General features: G+C 50.9%; 18 protein-coding genes. 11 read left to right on the forward strand and 7 right to left on the reverse strand.

Annotated elements, in window-relative coordinates:
- Window positions 1-114: 114 nt before the first annotated feature.
- Window positions 115-528: a hypothetical protein gene (locus tag AC5JO6_RS08530; protein WP_496080631.1), complete on the reverse strand. Its 414-nt coding sequence runs from the start codon at window positions 526-528 to the stop codon at window positions 115-117.
- Between the two features lie 54 nt (window positions 529-582).
- On the reverse strand, window positions 583-1,023 hold the full coding sequence (locus AC5JO6_RS08535; protein ID WP_496080632.1) for a hypothetical protein: 441 nt from the start codon (window positions 1,021-1,023) through the stop codon (window positions 583-585).
- A 691-nt stretch (window positions 1,024-1,714) separates the two neighbouring features.
- On the opposite strand from AC5JO6_RS08535, the gene AC5JO6_RS08540 reads away from it, so the two are divergent.
- The gene (locus AC5JO6_RS08540; RefSeq protein WP_496080633.1) at window positions 1,715-2,110 is read left to right on the forward strand and encodes a hypothetical protein; all 396 of its coding nucleotides are present in this window, start codon (window positions 1,715-1,717) and stop codon (window positions 2,108-2,110) included.
- Window positions 2,111-2,200: 90 nt separating this feature from the next.
- Here AC5JO6_RS08540 and AC5JO6_RS08545 read toward each other — a convergent pair whose 3' ends face one another.
- From AC5JO6_RS08545 to AC5JO6_RS08555, 3 genes are all read right to left on the reverse strand, one after another.
- The gene (locus AC5JO6_RS08545) at window positions 2,201-2,806 is read right to left on the reverse strand and encodes a Uma2 family endonuclease (protein ID WP_496080634.1); all 606 of its coding nucleotides are present in this window, start codon (window positions 2,804-2,806) and stop codon (window positions 2,201-2,203) included.
- 15 nt (window positions 2,807-2,821) lie between these two features.
- Window positions 2,822-4,738, reverse strand: coding sequence for a glutamine--fructose-6-phosphate transaminase (isomerizing) (gene glmS, locus AC5JO6_RS08550; RefSeq protein ID WP_496080635.1), 1,917 nt, complete (start codon window positions 4,736-4,738; stop codon window positions 2,822-2,824).
- A 226-nt stretch (window positions 4,739-4,964) separates the two neighbouring features.
- Window positions 4,965-5,474 carry a hypothetical protein gene (locus AC5JO6_RS08555; protein WP_496080636.1) on the reverse strand — a complete coding sequence of 170 codons (510 nt, stop codon included), beginning with the start codon at window positions 5,472-5,474 and terminating at the stop codon, window positions 4,965-4,967.
- A gap of 395 nt (window positions 5,475-5,869) precedes the next feature.
- Here AC5JO6_RS08555 and AC5JO6_RS08560 point away from each other — a divergent pair, with 395 nt between their 5' ends.
- The 6 genes from AC5JO6_RS08560 to AC5JO6_RS08585 all read left to right on the forward strand — a co-directional run bounded on the left by AC5JO6_RS08560 (window position 5,870) and on the right by AC5JO6_RS08585 (window position 12,726).
- Window positions 5,870-7,918, forward strand: a complete 2,049-nt coding sequence (locus tag AC5JO6_RS08560) for a beta-ketoacyl-ACP synthase III (protein WP_496080637.1) — start codon at window positions 5,870-5,872, stop codon at window positions 7,916-7,918.
- Between the two features lie 97 nt (window positions 7,919-8,015).
- Entirely contained in the window at window positions 8,016-8,954 is a 939-nt protein-coding gene (locus tag AC5JO6_RS08565) for a DUF6999 family protein (RefSeq protein WP_496080638.1), read from the forward strand.
- Window positions 8,955-9,122: 168 nt separating this feature from the next.
- Window positions 9,123-10,193, forward strand: a complete 1,071-nt coding sequence (locus AC5JO6_RS08570) for an Mrp/NBP35 family ATP-binding protein (RefSeq protein WP_496080639.1) — start codon at window positions 9,123-9,125, stop codon at window positions 10,191-10,193.
- A 194-nt stretch (window positions 10,194-10,387) separates the two neighbouring features.
- Window positions 10,388-11,665, forward strand: coding sequence for a rod shape-determining protein RodA (rodA, locus tag AC5JO6_RS08575; RefSeq protein ID WP_496080640.1), 1,278 nt, complete (start codon window positions 10,388-10,390; stop codon window positions 11,663-11,665).
- Between the two features lie 128 nt (window positions 11,666-11,793).
- Window positions 11,794-11,991, forward strand: coding sequence for an NAD(P)H dehydrogenase subunit NdhS (locus AC5JO6_RS08580; RefSeq protein ID WP_496080641.1), 198 nt, complete (start codon window positions 11,794-11,796; stop codon window positions 11,989-11,991).
- 69 nt (window positions 11,992-12,060) lie between these two features.
- Window positions 12,061-12,726, forward strand: coding sequence for an HAS-barrel domain-containing protein (locus AC5JO6_RS08585; protein WP_496080642.1), 666 nt, complete (start codon window positions 12,061-12,063; stop codon window positions 12,724-12,726).
- A gap of 148 nt (window positions 12,727-12,874) precedes the next feature.
- Here AC5JO6_RS08585 and AC5JO6_RS08590 read toward each other — a convergent pair whose 3' ends face one another.
- Window positions 12,875-13,450 (reverse strand): pentapeptide repeat-containing protein, encoded by a 576-nt coding sequence (locus AC5JO6_RS08590; RefSeq protein WP_496080643.1) that lies wholly within the window; start codon window positions 13,448-13,450, stop codon window positions 12,875-12,877.
- Between the two features lie 10 nt (window positions 13,451-13,460).
- On the opposite strand from AC5JO6_RS08590, the gene AC5JO6_RS08595 reads away from it, so the two are divergent.
- From AC5JO6_RS08595 to ftsZ, 4 genes are all read left to right on the forward strand, one after another.
- The gene (locus tag AC5JO6_RS08595) at window positions 13,461-13,607 is read left to right on the forward strand and encodes a hypothetical protein (protein ID WP_496080644.1); all 147 of its coding nucleotides are present in this window, start codon (window positions 13,461-13,463) and stop codon (window positions 13,605-13,607) included.
- A 7-nt stretch (window positions 13,608-13,614) separates the two neighbouring features.
- Window positions 13,615-14,055 carry a DUF4168 domain-containing protein gene (locus AC5JO6_RS08600; RefSeq protein ID WP_496080645.1) on the forward strand — a complete coding sequence of 147 codons (441 nt, stop codon included), beginning with the start codon at window positions 13,615-13,617 and terminating at the stop codon, window positions 14,053-14,055.
- Between the two features lie 363 nt (window positions 14,056-14,418).
- Window positions 14,419-15,273, forward strand: a complete 855-nt coding sequence (locus tag AC5JO6_RS08605; RefSeq protein WP_496080646.1) for a cell division protein FtsQ/DivIB — start codon at window positions 14,419-14,421, stop codon at window positions 15,271-15,273.
- 211 nt (window positions 15,274-15,484) lie between these two features.
- Window positions 15,485-16,747, forward strand: a complete 1,263-nt coding sequence (gene ftsZ / locus AC5JO6_RS08610) for a cell division protein FtsZ (RefSeq protein WP_496080677.1) — start codon at window positions 15,485-15,487, stop codon at window positions 16,745-16,747.
- A gap of 32 nt (window positions 16,748-16,779) precedes the next feature.
- Here ftsZ and nblS read toward each other — a convergent pair whose 3' ends face one another.
- A complete protein-coding gene (gene nblS / locus AC5JO6_RS08615) occupies window positions 16,780-18,822 on the reverse strand; it encodes a two-component system sensor histidine kinase NblS (protein ID WP_496080647.1) in 2,043 nt (680 codons plus the stop codon).
- Window positions 18,823-18,893 lie beyond the last annotated feature (71 nt).

The raw sequence follows: 18,893 nt of genomic DNA on the forward strand, positions 1-18,893 counted from the left end.
TTGTAGATGCGCTTAGGATGATGGATTAAATAAAGTGGGATAGCCGTCCCGGCTGTCTCCTAACAGGCAGGATGCCTACCCCACAAAATCTGCATCTTGTTTAATTCTCATTCCTCAGTACTTGCAGTCGTAGACCGCAGGGCTATTGCCACCACCGCTGGTAGTAAGCGTTGCCTTACCTCTTCCTAAATCCTCAACGACAAAGTTGCTACCATTCTTGTGGAAGGTATAAACTGAAGCGCGTTTAGCACCGCGATGATACGTGCCATGTTTAATGTTGATGGTGTTTCCTCGCTGATTGACCGCTTCATAGACATAGCGATTGCCATCGCCGCTTTGCTCAGTGACAGTGACCTGTGCCTGACCGCAGTCGTAGCTTCGGCTCCAGTTGGTTGGGTCAGAGCGGAGTCCTTGACTGACACGGACAGGCGTTGCAGCGTGAGCGAACGTATTTGCCAATAGCGCTTCAGCACAAAGTAGGCTGGCGATCGCCATCGAACCAACGAATTGTTTTTTGGCATTATGCATTGAGAAGATTTCCTTTCTTACAAGATTCAGTTAATTCCTGCCATCCCAACTGCTTCACGGACCTGTAACCGTACATTCTTCACGTACTTGAAGGTCATAACCACCGTCTGGCAGCGATCGAATCACCTCTAGTTCGCCAGAACCATCGCTACGGTCTTGAAGCGTGTAGGTGTAGTTGCTATTGCGAAAGCTGAAGATGTTAGCGCTGGGGTCATAGGTGCCGCGTGTCAAAGTCAGCCCACTGGTGCGATAGGTAAACCTGCCGGAGTCCATATTGCCAGTGAGAGTGATTCTAAACTGACCGCAGCGAAAAGTCTGAGTGAAATCGGCTGCCTGTCCTGGACGGTTTTGGCTCAGGCGGATCGGTGTAGTTGGTGACGGTGTGGCATGGGCAGAAGTAGCAAACGTGGCTAGTAGTGTACCTAACAGGCTGGCGATCGCCACCAGTCCAGCTAATTGCTTTCTGCCAGGATGGATCAAGTTAAAGTCGTTCATACGGTTCAAATCCGAAATTAGCCTGGTATTAGTGTACACACGAAAAATAATGTTTTGATAAGGACGCGATCGAGAGTCAAACATCGCGCTCTGCATCAGATGCCGTTCAGACCTCTAAGGTTTTGAAAACCTCGGAGGTCTTGGGTGCCAGTCACCACAAAACGCTGTAGTACTAAAGCCTATCTCTGACTAGCTGAGCCACTGATGATTGACTCGTCAATTTACCTGATCGCCAAAAAGGCTGCTGTTGCCTCTGCACAAGTTAGCCTTGCTCGTACAAAAGCTGTCGTTACCTGTGCATAAGCTGTCGTTACTGCCACACAAGTTAACGTTACCTCTGCACAAGCTGTCGTTAGAAATAGAGAAGCTGTCGTTACTTCCACACAAGTTATGGTTAGTCATGATGAAGCTAACGTTACTAACGGTAAAGCTGTCGTTACTAACGGTGAAGTTGCGGTAAAGTTCGCTCTCTTCAACGCCACATCAACAAACTCAGATTGGCACTTGCCAACAGGGTTCTTCAGATTGCAGCAACACAGCCAAGCACATCCGTACCTTACCGCAGCGCAATTACTCATTGGGCACAAAAACTTCTTAGAAAAAAGATAGAAGCTTGCGTGGTTCGCTGAACCGGAAGCCTCTACTCGTAAGCCATTCTGGTCTTATCAACCTTCGTTGCAGGCTTGCATTTATGACCCGCAAAAAACGTACCTCTCAGATGCTCGAAAAAGCGGAACTCCGCTCCGCTGGCTTGAAAGCCGTTGATCCTACTATGGACTTTGGTGACACTCGCAGCATCACCAACCTCGCCACTCAGATCGAACAACTCCGCACCAAAATCGACGCTTACAACACGGCTCTTGCCATCATCGATTCCTCTAAAACTGAAATTGCAGCATTGGAGAAAAACCTGGGCGATTTAGCAGACCAGATGTTAATTGGGGTCGCGTTCAAATATGGCAAGAACAGCAGCGAATACGAAATGGCTGGTGGTGTGCGCAAGAGTGAGCGGATTCGCAGAAGCACCGTCAGTCGTTTGAAAGCGGGAACCGATGAACCAGCAACCAGTAGCACCCAAATGGCTTAGCTCAAAAGAAACTGGGTTTCTAAACAGCAGACGATCGCTAGAAAGTCTCTTTTTGCCAGGAAGCCCGGTTTCCCAATCAGCAGGATAACGTTAGGACGATCGCAGCATCTCCCGTACCGCAATGACACATTCTGGAAACGCCAATGGTGCGATCGTCAATGCTTCCGACAAAATCGCCTCACTCTGATAACCATCTGCACTCGGCACACGATAGACGTGTAGCTTGTGAGCGTTCACATCCAATACCCAATACTCAGCAATACCTGAACGAGCATAGGCTGGAGCTTTTACCTCACGGTCAAATTTAAGCGTTGCATCAGAAACCTCAATGAGCAAGAAAACTTCTGATGGGATGGGATGGTGATCTTCGTAGAACAGGGCATTTGGCTGTACAACAGCAACGTCTGGTTCTGGCTCCGAATAATCGTTAAGTTGCACTGGATCTTGAAACCGTAGCAAAACGCGATTCTCCAGAGGAGAGGCTATGCCAACGCCTAAGCGATTCCTTAACAGCCGCTCGATACGAGTAACGGCTGCACTATGAGCGGTTCCTTTCGCTGCCATCTGGATTATTTGTCCTTCTAATAGCTCAACCCGTTCGTCCGGCTGCAAGATACCAGCTTCTGCCATCTGGTGATAATCCTGTACAGATAAACGACGAACCGCAGTAGTAGGACTATGAATAGACAGCATCATAGACAGCAAATTAATTTACTCTACTGTAACGCTCTTCGCTAGATTCCTTGGCTGGTCTACGTCCAAGCCTCTACGGGCAGCGATGTGATACGCCAACAGTTGTAGGGGAATGACGGTAACGATCGGCGACAGAATCTCATCCACATGCGGTACGGGAATCAACGTATCGAAGGTTTCTGCCGCTTCGTGTTCATCCATTGGTGTCACTCCAATCAAACGGGCATCGCGGGCTTTCGCTTCCTGAGCATTGGAGAGCACTTTTTCAAACACGGTTCCCGGCATGGCGATCGCGACTACAGGTACTTTCGCATCTAACAGCGCGATCGGACCGTGCTTCATCTCACCAGCGGGATAACCTTCGGCATGGATGTAGCTGATTTCTTTCAGCTTGAGGGCACCTTCGAGGGCGATCGGAAAGTTGATGCCCCGTCCCAGGAAAATGAAGTCCTGTGTCTCCGCAAAGTCGTGTGCCAGTTGCTCAATGTAACGCTCCTGGCTTTCCAGCACCACTTCAATATGTGCAGGGAGTTGCTGTAAGCCTTCTAGCAGTTGTTCAAGTTGGGTGGGTGCAATGACTTGACGATGGTGTGCGAGGTCGATCGCCAGACAGTAAAACGCCATCAACTGCGCGACAAAGGTTTTCGTGGCGGCTACACCAATTTCAATCCCGGCGTGGGTGTCAATAATATGAGGCACCAGATCGCCTAGCGAACTTTCGGGACGATTGGTAATGCCCAAGAGCCGTGCCTGAAATTCGGCTGCGTGCCCCGATCGACGCTGCTTTTCCATTGCCAGTGCCGCCAGTGTATCGGCAGTCTCGCCCGATTGCGTTACGCCAATGGTGAGGGTGTGGGGGGTCATTGGCGAAGGCGCGTAGCGAAATTCGGAGGCATACTGCACGGAGGTTGGAACGCCAGCCAATTGCTCTAATAAATATTTGCCCACCAGACCTGCGTGCCAACTGGTGCCACACGCCACGATTTGAATGTGCTGTAAATCGGCATAGAGGTCAGCAGGTAAGTTCAGGCGAATGGGCGAATGGGTATGATCGGCGGCTGTCCAATGAGTGTCGATGTAGGTTTCCAGGCACGATCGCACGACTCCTGGCTGCTCGTAAATTTCCTTAAGCATGAAGTGTTTGAAGCCCTGCTTTTCCACCATCACCGGGTTCCAGTTGAGGGTGCGGGGCGTTTTGCGTAAGCGCTGTCCTTCAAAGCTGTAGACTTCTACGCCTAGAGGGGTCATCCGCGCCAGTTCGCCGTTGTCCAGGGTCAGCACCGCACGGGTGTAGGGCACGATCGCAGGGGTATCGGACGCACAGTAGAATTCGCCCTGTCCAAAGCCAATCACCACAGGAGCCTGCTGTCTTGCCACGATCAATTCGTCGGGATAATCGGAAGAAATAACGGCGATCGCAAACGCGCCTTCCAACCGATTCACCACCTGGCGTACCGCTTCGAGGAAGGGAGTGGGGAGTAGGGAGTGGGGAGTAGGGTCTGACTCCTGCTTCCTGAGTGTCTCCAGCACTTCAGCAATTAAATGGGGCACCACTTCTGTGTCGGTATCAGAGCGAAACTCAACACCGTGGGCTTTCAGTTCTTCCCGCAGTTCGCGGTAGTTTTCGATGATACCGTTTTGGATCACCGCGATGCGCCCTGCGGTATCAGTGTGAGGATGGGCGTTATATTCTTCGGGTTTACCGTGAGTTGCCCAACGCGTATGGGCGATGCCAACTCGCGCCGGATTGTCTTCCCCCGCAAGTTTCTCTTCCAGGTTATGCAGTTTACCTTTGGCACGGACACAGTGAATCTCACCTTCCAGCACCGTAGCGATGCCAGCAGAATCATACCCGCGATATTCCAGCTTCCGCAGCCCTTCGAGCAAAATACCACTTGCTGCCTGGGTGCCAATATAGCCAACGATTCCGCACATCTGGGGTCACTCCTGCCGAGCCTACATACTCCAGCCAATATACTCCGTTTTCTTAACCTCTAATGGAGTGGGAAGTAGGGAGTAGGGAGTGGGGAGTGGGATGAGGGCTAAAGGCTAAAAGTTTGAACCAGTGGGCGGTCATCAATAGTCAGCATTAACTCGAAATTCAAAACTTTCTCCCCCTGCCCCCTCTGCTTCCCCTGCCCTCCTTGCTCCTCACTCCGCTTCAATCCCACGCGCCTGCGTTCTGGATGCCGTAATCCGATCGGAGTAATAGGAGGGAGCGATCGAGTACCGTCTCAGGATCAATGTAAGCATCAATCTTTTTGTGAACCGTCAAGCCCTGCTTCGCTCCTTTCAGGTACAGTTGGCAGACCTGCACAGGATTGTGATAAACGCCGCCCCACGCTTTGCCCTGTAGAGACTGCCACAGAAGCTCTAGAAACACCACAAAGCTTTGGGCGTAGTAGTACCAGGGACGCTTCCAGGTAAGCGATGTGAGCAAAAAGCCAATGAGTTGGAGTTCTTGTTCCAGAGCGGTGCTGTAGCCTGTGACCACATGCATAATGTCGTGTCGCTGCATGTCGCACCAGGGAATGCACATAATGCCAACCCAGAGGTTTTGATCGCGCACAAAATCGGGGTTCGCTTGATAGTAGCGTTCAAGTCCCTGCCGCAGCGTGAACGGTTGTTGCGGTGGTTCAATGGGCAAACTAAGCGTATCGATCGTGTCCATCACCTGTATTTTAGTTGAGCTTTATGATTAGTCTGCTCAAAATCGATCGCGAAAGCGTCAAATTTGTGACAGTGAATGAAAGTGTCACAAATTTCTGTCAAACTCTACGCAAAATTACTAGAGTCAATCTGTCGAGCTTATGGTTAGTTTAGATATTTTAGAAAGCTGCGGAGCCAGTCTCTAGGCTTCATGGAGTAGCGTATTTTTCTTAACCATAGTTCAGGAATCTCCGACAGATTACTTGATTGATTCACTTGCAAAAAGTTCCAAGCGATCAGATTTGTTGAGGATGAAAGTGATCAATGAGTGCTTCAGACTGAGAGTATCAAGGTTTGAGTGTTTGAATTAGGGCGCGATCGCCCTCAAAATTACCTTTTCACAAAACGAGTCACAATATGCACGGTGTATTCATTAACAGCATCGGCAAGTTTTTGCCTGGAAAGCCGATCGCCAATGACGAGATGGAAGATTATTTAGGGAAAGTCAATGGTCGTCCCTCTAAAGCCAAACATCGCATTCTTAAAAGTAACGGCATTCAGCAGCGTTACTATGCGATCGACCAGCAGCAACAGACCACTTATAGTAACAGTCAAATGGCAGCGATCGCCATTCGTGATGCTATATCAAACGCAAATTTAGAACCGGGCGCGATCGACCTTCTTGCCTCTGCCACCAGTTGGTCAGACGTGCTTGTTCCCGGTTTCGGCAGTATGGTACACGGCGCTTTACCTGAGCTTTCGCCCATTGAAGTGACCTCTAATCAAGGCGTATGTTGTGCTGGAGTTGCTGCATTGAAATATGCGGCATCGCAGGTGAAATTGGGTGAAAAGAGAGCGGCGATAGCGGTTGCATCCGAACTACCCTCACGACTGTTTAAACACACTCACTTTGAAGCAGAAGCGAACGTCAAAACAGGAAAAGCCCTTAGTTTTGATACTGAATTTCTGCGCTGGATGCTCTCAGATGGTGCAGGCGCTTTCCTAGTTCAAGATCATCCCAATATTTCAGGTATCAGCTTAAAGATTGAGTGGATTGAATTGGTTTCTCACGCCAACGCTTATCCCGTTTGTATGTATGCTGGCACAGAAGACGAAACGGCTCAAAAAAGCTGGATGGATTACCCCTCTTATCTGCAAGCCGCTGAATCTGGAACCATTAATTTACGTCAAAATATTCGCCTTTTGGATAACGTCATCAAGCTTGGTGTGGAAGGTTGGTTGAAATTAATCGAGCGAGGGCGCGTCCAACCCGATGACATTGATTGGTTGTTGTGTCATTACTCATCGCACTTTTTCCGAGGACAAATTGTGGAACTGCTAGAAAAAGCAAACTGCATGATTCCCGAAGAGAAATGGTTCACGAACCTCTATACTCGCGGCAATACAGGGTGCGCTTCCATCTATTTAATGTTGGAAGAACTATTTCATTCTGGCAAGTTACAACCCGGTCAAAAGATTTTCTGTTTTGTACCAGAAAGCGGACGCTTTACAACGGCGTATATGATGTTGACGGTTGTAGGAGGTGAGGGGAGAGGAGAGAGGGGAGAGGTGTTAGAAGTCAGGAGTCAGGAGTCAGGAGATGGGGAAGCAGAGGGAGGAAGGGAAGCAGAGGAAGCAGAATTAATCTGCAACTCACAACTCTCTGGCGCATCTGCACAAAGCATTACTCAAAACTCTTTACCCCAAACCCCAAACCCCATGTCTCATTCATCCAACAACCTAACTCGAAACTCGAAACTCGAAACTCGAAACTCTTCCCCTACACCCCACACCCTACACCCCACACCCGAAGAATCCGTCTCTGCCTACCTGCTGCGTCAACTCGCCCTCGTCTGGCTAGAGTTTGAGCGGGAGATTCGATCGGTGCCCATTGTGCGAAAGCTACATCGAGGAGAATTTACGCTGGATGACTATAAGGCGATGCTGCAAAATTTGCGTCCGCAGGTGGTGGAAGGAGCACGATGGATTGCGCGTGCTGCGTCGAATATGACAGACTTTCGGCTGCGATCGACCTTCATTGGTCATGCTCAAGATGAACACCGCGATTACCAGATGTTAGAGCGCAATTACGTTTCGGTTGGCGGCGTGTTGGAGGAGATTGTGAATGCAGAAAAGAACATTGGCAGTGAAGCACTGTCGGCGTTTATTTTCCATCAGGCATCCCGCGAAAATCCGGTAGACCTGCTGGGGAGCATGTTTATTATTGAAGGGCTGGGTAATAATCTGGCAGCACAATGGGCAGCGCAAATTAAGTCAACGCTGGGGCTAAAGGATGAACAGGTATCGTTTTTGGGCTATCACGGCGCGAATGACGAAGCACATCTGGGCAAGCTGAATGAATTGATTAACGCCGAATGGATGACGCAAGAGATTGCCGATCGCGTCCTCAAAACTGCGAAAGTCACTGCCCGACTCTACCGACTGCAACTGGAAGAAATTCAATAAATGAACCGCTGAGACGCAGAGAAATTGAAACTCTGTGTCCTCTGCGTCTCTGCGGTAAACCTTCTACTTCAGTAAAAACTCTATCCTGTCGATCGCCATGAGCCAAGCCGAATTAATCTCACAAGCGTTAGAAACCCCTGCATCCTCAAAAGTTTCCCAGCCCTACATTCCAGAACCGCACGATCGCCGGAATCCCAATGCGTGGGATGCGCTCTATGTCGATCAGGCAATTCCAGTAGACCCGATCGCGAAGGGCTACATGATTCGAGATTTGCGAAACTGGACGCGCAGCTATTTATTAGTGCCGATCGCCTTGATTGCGAATCTGCTGCTGGCGCTGATTATGACGGTGAAGCGACTGCTACCCTTTCAATTCAGCAACTACACGCTGATGCATCGATCGGCAGCCTGGTTTCTCAATACCTTTGTGTCGCCCGAAGCCTGCTATCTCATCGTGCGGCACATTTGCCTCGGCTCTAATATTGTGAATTTCTTGATTGATAACGGACCTGATCCGACGATCGAGAAATCTAAGCTCTATCCCCGCACTGTTAGCGATCTGGCAGAAAATGCGTTTCTTGAACACGATTTGATTCTCTATAACTTTGTGCTGGATTACAACAAGGCACAGCGCGAAAACTCTCACTGGCTAAAGCAGGTACAGGTTCGCGGGTTGAATTTTGACAGCATCAAATCGGTGCAGGTAGACATTGATTTCACCAAACGACGCTGGTTACGCATTTTGGATCTGGAGTCGGCGATCGAACTCTTCAAAGTCTTCTATTCACTCTGTCTCACTAGCGACGAGTTTGAACGCGCCGTCCTCTCTCTGGAATTTGACGAAAACTTTGGCTGCTACATCAGTGCGCTCACAGGCGACTACAACTGGAACCACGTCATTACCAACCGTCACCCGCTGGCTCCCGAAAGTCCGTTTGGCGCTGCCCGTAATCTCTTGCTCCACGGCATCATTTCAGAATATCTGCATCGCTACCTGGAACTGCGGAAGGAAATGGTGCAAGCAAACGCAGACTGATTCTGAGGAGGACTCGTTGATGCGGACGTGCGTACTTTGAAAGATTGTCCAAGCTGTCTTGACTCTTTGCGTCCTGAAATCGCGTGGTATTTCACCAGTGGTACGATCGCTTAGCGGTAAGATCGGGAGGCACGCCGATCGCTTTTCGCACTGGAGCCAGGGTTGACTATGCCCAATTGCCTTGATACGAGTTCTGTCCTTGAAGTACTCCAACCTGTACAAGATCCCGAACTGAATAAAAGTTTGGTGGACTTAAATATGATTCGCAATGTGGCGATCGCTGACGGCAACGTTAGCTTTACCTTGGTGCTAACCACGCCCGCCTGCCCACTGCGTCAATTCATTGTGGATGAGTGCGAACGAGCCGTGAAGACACTGCCAGACGTTAAAACGGTGAGCGTTGACGTGACGGCTGAAACCCCGCAGCAAAAAGCACTGCCCGATCGCACTGGCATTGATGGTGTGAAAAATATCCTGGCGATTTCCAGCGGTAAAGGCGGTGTGGGCAAAAGCACGGTTGCGGTCAACGTGGCAGTGGCGTTGGCGCAGGCAGGTGCGAAGGTTGGCTTGATTGACGCAGATATTTATGGTCCCAATGCGCCGATGATGCTGGGCTTGGAAGGTGCGAAAGTCACGGTGCGGCAATCAGGGGCACAAGAGGTGCTGGAACCTGCCTTTAACCACGGCGTTAAGCTGGTTTCGATGGGCTTCTTGATTGACAAAGATCAGCCTGTCATCTGGCGCGGACCCATGTTAAATGGAGTCATTCGTCAGTTCCTATATCAGGTGCAGTGGGGCGATTTAGATTACTTAATCGTGGATATGCCACCGGGCACAGGTGATGCCCAATTGACACTGGCGCAAGCGGTGCCGATGGCAGGGGCTGTCATTGTTACCACGCCTCAGAGCGTTGCGTTGCTAGATTCCCGGCGCGGCTTGAAGATGTTTCAGCAGCTTGGCGTACCCGTGCTCGGCATTGTGGAGAACATGAGCTACTTTATTCCGCCCGATATGCCAGACAAACAGTACGACATTTTTGGTTCTGCTGGTGGCGAAAAAACGGCAAACGAGCTACAGGTGCCGCTACTCGGCTGTATCCCACTCGAAATCTCGCTGCGCGAAGGGGGCGATCGCGGTATTCCTATCGTCCTGGCAGCACCAGAATCGGCTTCAGCAAAAGCGCTCACCGCGATCGCCGAACGCATTGCAGGTAGAGTTTCTGTAGCAGCGTTAGCGTAAGACGGTGGGAGTGGGGTGTGGGGTGTGGGGGAAGAGTTTTGAGTGTCGAGTTTTGAGTTTTGAATTAATTCTGCTTCCTTTAACTCCTCTGCTTCCCTTGCTCCCTCTGCTCCCCCTGCCTCCCCTGCTTCTGACTCCTGACTCCTGACTTCTGATTCCTGGCTCCTCTCCCCTCTCCCCTCTCCCTCTCAAGCATGTTGCAAAAATCCCCTCGTCGTATTCGTTGGAAGTCGTTAGTGCAGCCCTGGCAGCATACCGACTGGTTGCTTTTTGCCTTGCCTGTGGGCTTAACTGCTTTTGGGGGCGTGATGATTCGCAGCACAGAACTTAATCAGGGCTGGACGGATTGGTATCAGCACTGGATTGTTGGCGCGATCGGCTTTGTGATATCACTGGCGATCGCCCGTGTGCGGTATGACAACCTGATGCAATCCCGCTGGATTATCTACGGACTGACCAACCTCTCACTGCTGGCAGTCATGTTTTTGGGGACATCGGCTTTGGGTGCCCAGCGGTGGATTTCGATCGGCGGCTTTTATGTTCAACCCTCAGAGTTCGCCAAATTAGGGGTAATTGTGACCCTGGCAGCCATTCTGAGCGATCGGGCTGCTTCGACGCTGCCAGTTTTAGTCAGAACACTAGCAATCACTGCGGTACCGTGGGCGTTGGTGTTTATCCAGCCCGATTTGGGTACGTCGCTGGTTTTCGGTGCTATTACCTTAGGTGTGCTTTATTGGGGTGATGCCAATCCAGGCTGGCTGCTGCTGCTGGTGTCGCCGCTGGTCTCAGCGATTTTATTCAATCTCATTGCGCTCTCGCCCTGGTTTATTGGCTTAGTGGCAATTTGGATTGTGCTGATGGGGATTGTGGCATGGCGAACGTTGCCGTGGCATCGCTTTGGGGCGGCTGGAGCGCTGGTCATGAACCTGGTTGCAGGTGAACTGGGTCACATTGCGTGGGGCTTTCTCAAGGATTATCAGAAAGATCGGCTGATCCTGTTTCTTGATCCAGATAAAGATCCGTTAGGCGGGGGCTACCACCTGATTCAGTCACGCATTGCGATCGGCGCGGGTGAGCTATGGGGACGGGGACTCACTAAAGGCACGCAAACGCAGCTCAACTTTATTCCAGAGCAGCATACCGATTTCATCTTTTCAGCGATTGGCGAAGAACTAGGCTTTGCGGGCTGCTTCCTCGTTTTACTCGCTTTTTGGGTCATCTGCCTGCGAATCATCATCATTGCCCAAAATGCCCGCGATAACTTTGGCTCTCTGCTGGCGATCGGTGTGTTGTCGATGCTGGTTTTTCAAGTCGTTGTCAACGTTGGCATGACCATTGGTCTGGCACCCGTTACAGGCATTCCGCTACCGTGGATTAGCTACGGTCGTTCTGCCTTGCTGACCAACTTTGTCGCGATCGGGCTGGTGCAATCTGTGGCAAACTTTCGTCAGCGCTTGAACTTTAGAGACTGAAGCGGAAAGAATAAAGTATAAAAGCTAGAGTATTCAGTAAAGGAGTTTTTAGCCTCTATACTTCATCCTTTATACTTTCATTCATCCTTTATACTTTCATTTATTGTCCCATCGCACCGTAAAACGCCATGATTTTACCCGGTTCAGCCGTCAAGGTGATCAATGCCGAAGATACGTACTACGCGTTTCAGGGCTTAGTCCAGCGCGTGACTGACGGTAAAGCTGCCGTGCTGTTTGAAGGCGGTAACTGGGATAAGCTCGTCACCTTTCGCTTAGCAGAGTTAGAAGAGGTTGATGTCACGGCTGGCAAGAAGAAGGGGAAATAAGGGGATGAAGGTTTTGAGTTATGAATTAAAGACAACTCAAAACTCAGCACTCAAAACTCATAACTCTCTATGCGCCTTCCTTTACCTCAATTTGCCGCTCAGAACCGTCCTCCCAATCATATTGCTGAGGTCATTGAGACAGCAACGACCGAGTTCTTGGCGCAATGCCTGGAGCCGGAAAATTTAAGTTTTCCGGTGATGCCCCCGTTTGGCAGTTGGGTCAAGTCGGTGGATGAGGAATCTGGCAACCAGATCTATGCGGTGGTCTATCATGCAACGACGAGTCCGATCGACTCAGTGCATCGCGCACGAGCCTTGGGGCTATCGCTACAAGATCTACGCGAACAGCAGCCCCAAATCTTTGCCATGCTGAAGACTGAGTTTCGGGCGGCGATCGTCGGTTTTCAGCCACCTTCTGAGGCTAGGAACGGAATGGCTGAGACTGCCACTGTTTATCAGCACTTGCCGCCCCGTCCACCACAAATCCATCAAGCTGTTTACATCTGTGATGTTGCTGAGATTCTTCACTTCAGCGAGACGCTAGACTTCCTGCGAACGCTCTTGCAAATGCCGGGTGCCCCTGTGGATGCACTGGCAGCCGCGACTATCCGCGAAATTTACCAACTGCGGCAGGCAGACCGCGCCTGGTTAGTACAAGCAGGACGATCGCTCAGCTTGCTGTTGAAAGACGATTACGATCGCCTGCGGATCATCCTCAGCCAAATTCACCTCTAAGGAGTTGTACAGAAATAACAGCATGGTCTGTAGCCGTCAGCCGTCAGCGAAAAGCTGATAGCTGATAGCTGATAGCTGATAGCTGATAGCTGATAGCTGATAGCTGATCCAAAAGTGTGCAGTTATTTTTTAGCAAGCTCTAAACGCATCACGGCTTTTGGGGGTTGAAGTCCAGCGTTTGGGGTTGAGCCTTTGGCGGTTGCTGGCGCTTTGACAGTATGGTTCCTATCAGTGTGGCATTCAAAAGGTTAACTCCGTGCAATTCCACCTGCCTCAAGTCAACATGGCTCAGGTTGGCATCTTGAAAATCGGCAAACTGTAAATTTGACTGTCTCAGCTTGACATCTTGCAAATTCGCGCCGATGAGACTCGCACCACTCAAGTTAGCTGTCCTCAAATCGGCTCCCATCAGATCAGCGTTCGTCAAATTGCTTAAGCTTAGGTCTGCCCGCTCTAGGCTTGCCACTGCCAGGTTGCTCCCTTGAAGGTTGATTTCGCTCAGGTTGGCGGTACTCAAGTTGGCTGCCTGCAAGTTCGCTCCTTGTAAATCTGCCCCAAAGAGATTTGCGCCTCTAAGGTCACAACCTGGGCAATGCTTGGTGATTAACAGCCAGTTAACCAGCACTGCCTGTCGATACACCAGCAGTAAGGTACATACAGTGAGAACCGACATCAGCACAATCCGCTTCAGCTTCACCCGCTTCACCTGTCTACCTGCATTCATACTCTAACGATTGGTGCTCCAACGATGGCAAGAGTCTTCACAGGGTAATTTGGTGGCGACGAATGCGATCGCCGTCAAAATGGGCGGCAACCGGATGGAACAAACGCCTCAAACACGCTACGTTAAATTCATTGCTGTCTTTGCCTGCCCTCACTGACTCCGCCATGCACTTACTCCGTCGTTTCTGGCATGTTCTCATCCTTCTGGTCATTACTTTCATTGCAGGCTCCGTCATCGATCAACCCATTGCCTTGGCAGCAGAGTTACCCGCTCTAAAGGATCTTCCCGCATCTCTGCAAGAACCGATCGCGCCGAGTCGATCGATCGTTGATCCCAGCAGCATTCCCTCAGAGAAGGTCAGCGAATTTGTGCATGCGTGTTTACAAGTGGTTGCCTTGATTGAGCGCCGCGAGGGCGAACTTCAGGGAGCAGAAACCGAGACAGAATCGTTGCGGGTCGAGCAGGAAATTGAATCTGAAGCACTTGCCATCATTCAGAAAGCTGGACTGACCCGTCAGGAATATCTGCAACTTTTAGGCTTAGCGAATACCGATCCAGAGTTCGGTGAACGCATCGCTGTGCAGCTTCAAGAAGCGACGAGTTAGGGAGGTGAGGAGTGAGGAGTTGGTTGACGGCGAACCACTCACTCTTTGCTACGAACCAACAGCTCTCTTGCTCTCCACGCTCTTGCGGACGAATTGACAAAACAGCCTTGCAGAAAATGCGATGGGTGATTAAATGGAAAAAAGTTGGGTGAGCGGGTCGAAGGATCAATCACCTTTGCAGCCACTGCATACTTAGCCTGAAGTGTGCATTAGTACGATCGCCTTGAACGAGGTACGTATGTCCTAAACTTAGCTGAGCCTCAAATATTGCCGAGATCATTCGTCAAAATCAGGTATCTTGGGAGATTCATTCGCTTGCTGATGGCACGAGCACTAAAAACTGCATGAGTACTAGAAACCTGGATGACTAGCAGCATTGCGTCAGTATCACGAACGGAGTTAGCGCAACGGCGACAGAAGTTGCGCCAGCGCAGGCGTGTGAAGCTTATGCAGGCAAGCTGGCGAGTGGTAGCGGTTTGTGGGTTAACTGCTGGGGTAATTTGGGCGGCAACACTCCCAACATGGGTCATTCGCCGCCCAGAGCAGGTGCGGATTGAGGGTAATCGTTTTATTCCAGTGCGGACGCTGCGATCGCTCCTGCCCATTCCGTATCCACAATCGCTCTTTCGGGTAGAACCGCAGGCGATCGCCCGTGAACTGCAAACCCGTGCGCCGATCGCAGACGTAACGGTCAGCCGTCAGCTTTTTCCACCCGGTCTGATCGTACAGGTGAAGGAACGGCTCCCAGTGGCTATCGCACTGTCATCTGACGATCGTCCGCCATCAGGAGGAATAAAATCAGCTACCGCTAAAAGCAGCTTGCTCGACGAAAATGGGATGCTGATCCCCTTACAAAGCTATACCTCGCTGGATCAATCGCTTAAGTTGCCATCCCTCAAAGTCATCGGCAACCCAGAGAGCTATCGTGCCTCCTGGTCTAAGCTCTATCGAGAGTTGATTCAAGGTCCACCAATCAACGTTTCTGAGCTTGATTGGCGCAATCCCGCCAATCTCATCCTCAAAACAGAACTGGGGCTGATTCATTTGGGTCCGTATAGTGCTCAGTTTCCGTCTCAGCTCAAAGCGATCGATCGTATGCGAAAGCTTTCGGCGCACCCGCGCTTCAGTCAAATTAGCTATATCGATCTCCGTAATCCAGATGCCCCGATGATACAGATGCCAAAACCGCAAAACCTTGTAAAATCTGGTAACCCTTAGCTTTATAAGTATGAGATTATGAATAACCAGTGACTAGACCGCTCAAATTCAGTTAAAAGAACGAGACGTTTCAGTCTATTGCAAAGCCGTCGCCATAGTTGGTTTTTTGCATCGCTTCCCTTATAGTTGACCACACCGCCTGAGCACTAAAACGTAGTTTATAACCGCTGCAATTCCAATGACTCCTAATAGTAATTCGGATGCGACTTCAATGGCGCTCAATGATCGTTCAAGAGAAGCCACTAACGGCTCCCACCCCGAAGGACAGAATAACTTTTCAGTGCCCGTGGAAACCTCAAATCCGTTTGGCAACTCCGGATTACACTTAAGTCAACCAGCTAACGTCAAGGGTCTGCCAGGGGAAGAATCAAGGAGTGGTGATATTGTGCCCAGTAGCGTAGCCAAAATTAAAGTCATTGGAGTGGGCGGCGGCGGCGGCAACGCTGTTAACCGGATGATTGCCAGCGATGTAGTCGGTGTTGAATTTTGGTCGATTAATACAGACGCTCAAGCACTCACCTACGCTACAGCAATCAACCGCTTGCAAATGGGTCAAAAGCTGACACGAGGGTTGGGCGCAGGGGGCAATCCCGCGATCGGGCAAAAAGCAGCCGAAGAATCACGCGACGAAATCGCTACAGCGCTAGAAAATGCTGACCTCGTCTTTATTACTGCTGGCATGGGAGGTGGTACAGGCACCGGAGCCGCACCGATCGTGGCAGAAGTCGCTAAAGAGATGGGCGCACTGACGGTTGGTGTCGTCACCCGACCCTTTACCTTCGAGGGACGACGACGCACCAGTCAGGCAGAAGAAGGCATTGCAGCATTGCAAAGTCGAGTAGACACCCTGATCGTCATCCCGAACGACAAGTTGCTGTCGGTTATTTCAGAGCAAACGCCCGTGCAAGAAGCCTTTCGCATTGCGGATGACATCTTGCGTCAAGGCGTACAAGGTATTTCGGACATCATTACCATCCCAGGCTTGGTGAACGTGGACTTTGCCGACGTACGTGCAGTGATGGCAGATGCAGGTTCAGCACTGATGGGCATTGGTATTGGCTCTGGCAAATCGAGAGCAAGAGAAGCAGCCGTTGCCTCGATTTCTTCGCCATTGCTAGAGTCTTCGATCGAAGGTGCCCGTGGCGTTGTGTTTAACATTACAGGCGGTACAGACTTGACGCTGCACGAAGTCAATGCAGCGGCTGAAATCATCTACGAAGTCGTTGACCCAGAAGCGAATATCATTTTCGGCGCAGTGATCGATGAGCGGATGCAGGGAGAACTCCGGATCACCGTCATCGCCACCGGGTTTACACACGATATCAGACCGCAGGCGCTGTCTAAAGCAACAGGCACCAGACGACCGATCGCACCCCCATCAATGAGCAATCAGCCAGCTTCAGAGCCGAAGAACAAACCACCAGGTGGTCTAGATATTCCCGAGTTTTTGCAGCGACGACGACCTCCCCGCTAGAAGGCTTCATTCATCAGAAATGCGACTCACTCTCAAGCAATGATTGGGCTGATTTGGGCTTCTACAAGCGCATCGGCGGAGTGAACGTGATTCTGGGCAGAATCGATCAACGCATCCTCCTGAAACACCTTAAGGTCAAACCAGAACGTGGTGCCAACTCCCACTTCGCTGATGAGACGAATGCGGCTGTGGTGTTTCTCAATAATATTCCGCACAATGGATAAGCCTAGCCCGGTGCCTTCAAGCGTATGCACCCGATTTTCGACGCGAAAAAAGCGATCGAAAATGGCACTCTGATCATCCGTATCGATGCCAATGCCAGTATCGGCGACTTCAACGCGAACCCGTTGGCAATCAGCATCCTGAGTGTCAGCAGCAGTGGCATTCTCAATCGGCGGACGGAGGAACGGATGGTTTTCGTGGTGGTCACGAGTTGGGCGATCGGGCTTCAGCAAGTACGCCCGGATGGCTACTTTGCAGCCCGTTTCGGTGAACTTCAGCGCATTACCAACCAGGTTGGTAAACACTTGCAGCAATAGATCGTAATGCCCCACCACAGACGGCAACGCCAGCTCAATGTCTTGAATCAGCTCAACGCCTTTATCACGAGCATTTAAGCGATACGTGCGCAAGGTCTGCTCAACGGGTTGCGCCAGATCAACGGGTTCAAAATTGTAGAGCTTGAACGACTCTAACTTTGACAAGTCCAACACATCGTTGACTAGCCGCGTGAGGCGATCGGTTTCCCGATTAGCAGTATCCAGAAACTCGCGCTGTTCAGCAATGCTCAGGTCTTCGCCGTACTCGTGCAGCGTTTCAATAAAAGACTTGATGTTGAACAGCGGCGTTCTGAGTTCGTGAGAGACGTTGCTGATGAATTGGCTCTTGGCTTCATTCAGTTCGGCTTCGCGGGTGATATCCTGCACCGTCATCGCAATGCCTTTCACGTTCTCCCGCGACACATCCAGCACAGTCGTTAGCAGTATGCGCACGGTGCGATCGAGCGGTTCCTTCAGCGCAATGCGAAACTCGGCTCCCTCGCGGAGTTCACCTCTCGCAATCTGGTACAGCGGTCGGGTAATTTCTGCTTGAACCGATGAGGGTAGCAGGCGCAGTAGATTGGCTCCTTCAATGGCTATGCCTTCCCAACCAAAAAGGCGACGAGCGGTAGGGTTGACCAGCACTACCTGCATATCCATGTCTAACAGCACTGCGCCGTCCGCGATCGTGGATACCAGCGTTTCGAGCTTCGCTTTCTCGGCAGTCAGTTCTTCGATGTTCTGCTCTTCGTAGCGCTCCAGCTTTTCTGCCATTTCGTTGAAGCTGCCAATCAATTCACCGAGTTCGCCACCAAGCGGTAAATCAACTCGCTGCTTAAAGTTGCCTGAGGAGATATTTTTAACGCCGAACAGCAGCTCTTTGATGGGTTTGGTAATCGTCAGCGCGTTGAAGACGGCACCCAAAATCACCATGACCCAGATCGAGACAAAAACGGCGATCGTTACGTCGCGGGTTAGATGCGATGAGGTCACTACCGTTGGGTTGGGGTTAGTGCCGATCGCCAGTACGCCTTTATAGCCGCCCTCATCGATGAGCGGTACAAACACATCCGTGACTTCACCATCGGGTGTCATGTGCTGTCGTACCATCGGCGCATCAGTATTCTCGGCGTAATTGTCGGGTAGATGAATTTTGCGACGAATGGTCAGCGAATTCTGCACTTCCGACTCGGAAAACGGAATGCCGAAAAAAATGTTGCCCTCAGCATCGGCATAGAGCATGTAGCGAATGCTCGTGGTGCTGCTGTAGAAGCGATGAGAGAACCGTGCCAGTTCGGTCCGATTTTCATCCACCAGCGGTGCCACGTTTGCCGCCAACAGCAAGCCCAGATCACGACCGAAGCGCGTGTCGTTCAGGCGAGCGTCTTCCTGAATCGTATTGACTGCCCAAAAGGTTAGCCCACTCATGATCAAAGAGACTACCAGCGTTGCCGCCGCCATCAGTTTGGTCTGGAGGGTAAACTCCGACCACCAAGTGGCAATGGTTGCTCGGATTTGGCTCAGGAAGGCAAGCAAGGGCGTGAAGGTAGTGTTTAATTTTTAGTTTTTAGTTTTCGGTGCGCTGCTCTAACAACTAACAACCAACA

The sequence above is a fragment of the Tildeniella sp. genome (assembly GCF_059505325.1).

Bases quoted from the DNA above. Each gene is read 5' to 3' on its own strand.
- AC5JO6_RS08530 (WP_496080631.1), bottom strand. From the start codon at position 528: ATGCATAATGCCAAAAAACAATTCGTTGGTTCGATGGCGATCGCCAGC.
- AC5JO6_RS08535 (WP_496080632.1), bottom strand. From the start codon at position 1,023: ATGAACGACTTTAACTTGATCCATCCTGGCAGAAAGCAATTAGCTGGA.
- AC5JO6_RS08540 (WP_496080633.1), top strand. From the start codon at position 1,715: ATGACCCGCAAAAAACGTACCTCTCAGATGCTCGAAAAAGCGGAACTC.
- AC5JO6_RS08545 (WP_496080634.1), bottom strand. From the start codon at position 2,806: ATGATGCTGTCTATTCATAGTCCTACTACTGCGGTTCGTCGTTTATCT.
- glmS (WP_496080635.1), bottom strand. From the start codon at position 4,738: ATGTGCGGAATCGTTGGCTATATTGGCACCCAGGCAGCAAGTGGTATT.
- AC5JO6_RS08555 (WP_496080636.1), bottom strand. From the start codon at position 5,474: ATGGACACGATCGATACGCTTAGTTTGCCCATTGAACCACCGCAACAA.
- AC5JO6_RS08560 (WP_496080637.1), top strand. From the start codon at position 5,870: ATGCACGGTGTATTCATTAACAGCATCGGCAAGTTTTTGCCTGGAAAG.
- AC5JO6_RS08565 (WP_496080638.1), top strand. From the start codon at position 8,016: ATGAGCCAAGCCGAATTAATCTCACAAGCGTTAGAAACCCCTGCATCC.
- AC5JO6_RS08570 (WP_496080639.1), top strand. From the start codon at position 9,123: ATGCCCAATTGCCTTGATACGAGTTCTGTCCTTGAAGTACTCCAACCT.
- rodA (WP_496080640.1), top strand. From the start codon at position 10,388: ATGTTGCAAAAATCCCCTCGTCGTATTCGTTGGAAGTCGTTAGTGCAG.
- AC5JO6_RS08580 (WP_496080641.1), top strand. From the start codon at position 11,794: ATGATTTTACCCGGTTCAGCCGTCAAGGTGATCAATGCCGAAGATACG.
- AC5JO6_RS08585 (WP_496080642.1), top strand. From the start codon at position 12,061: ATGCGCCTTCCTTTACCTCAATTTGCCGCTCAGAACCGTCCTCCCAAT.
- AC5JO6_RS08590 (WP_496080643.1), bottom strand. From the start codon at position 13,450: ATGAATGCAGGTAGACAGGTGAAGCGGGTGAAGCTGAAGCGGATTGTG.
- AC5JO6_RS08600 (WP_496080645.1), top strand. From the start codon at position 13,615: ATGCACTTACTCCGTCGTTTCTGGCATGTTCTCATCCTTCTGGTCATT.
- AC5JO6_RS08605 (WP_496080646.1), top strand. From the start codon at position 14,419: ATGACTAGCAGCATTGCGTCAGTATCACGAACGGAGTTAGCGCAACGG.
- ftsZ (WP_496080677.1), top strand. From the start codon at position 15,485: ATGGCGCTCAATGATCGTTCAAGAGAAGCCACTAACGGCTCCCACCCC.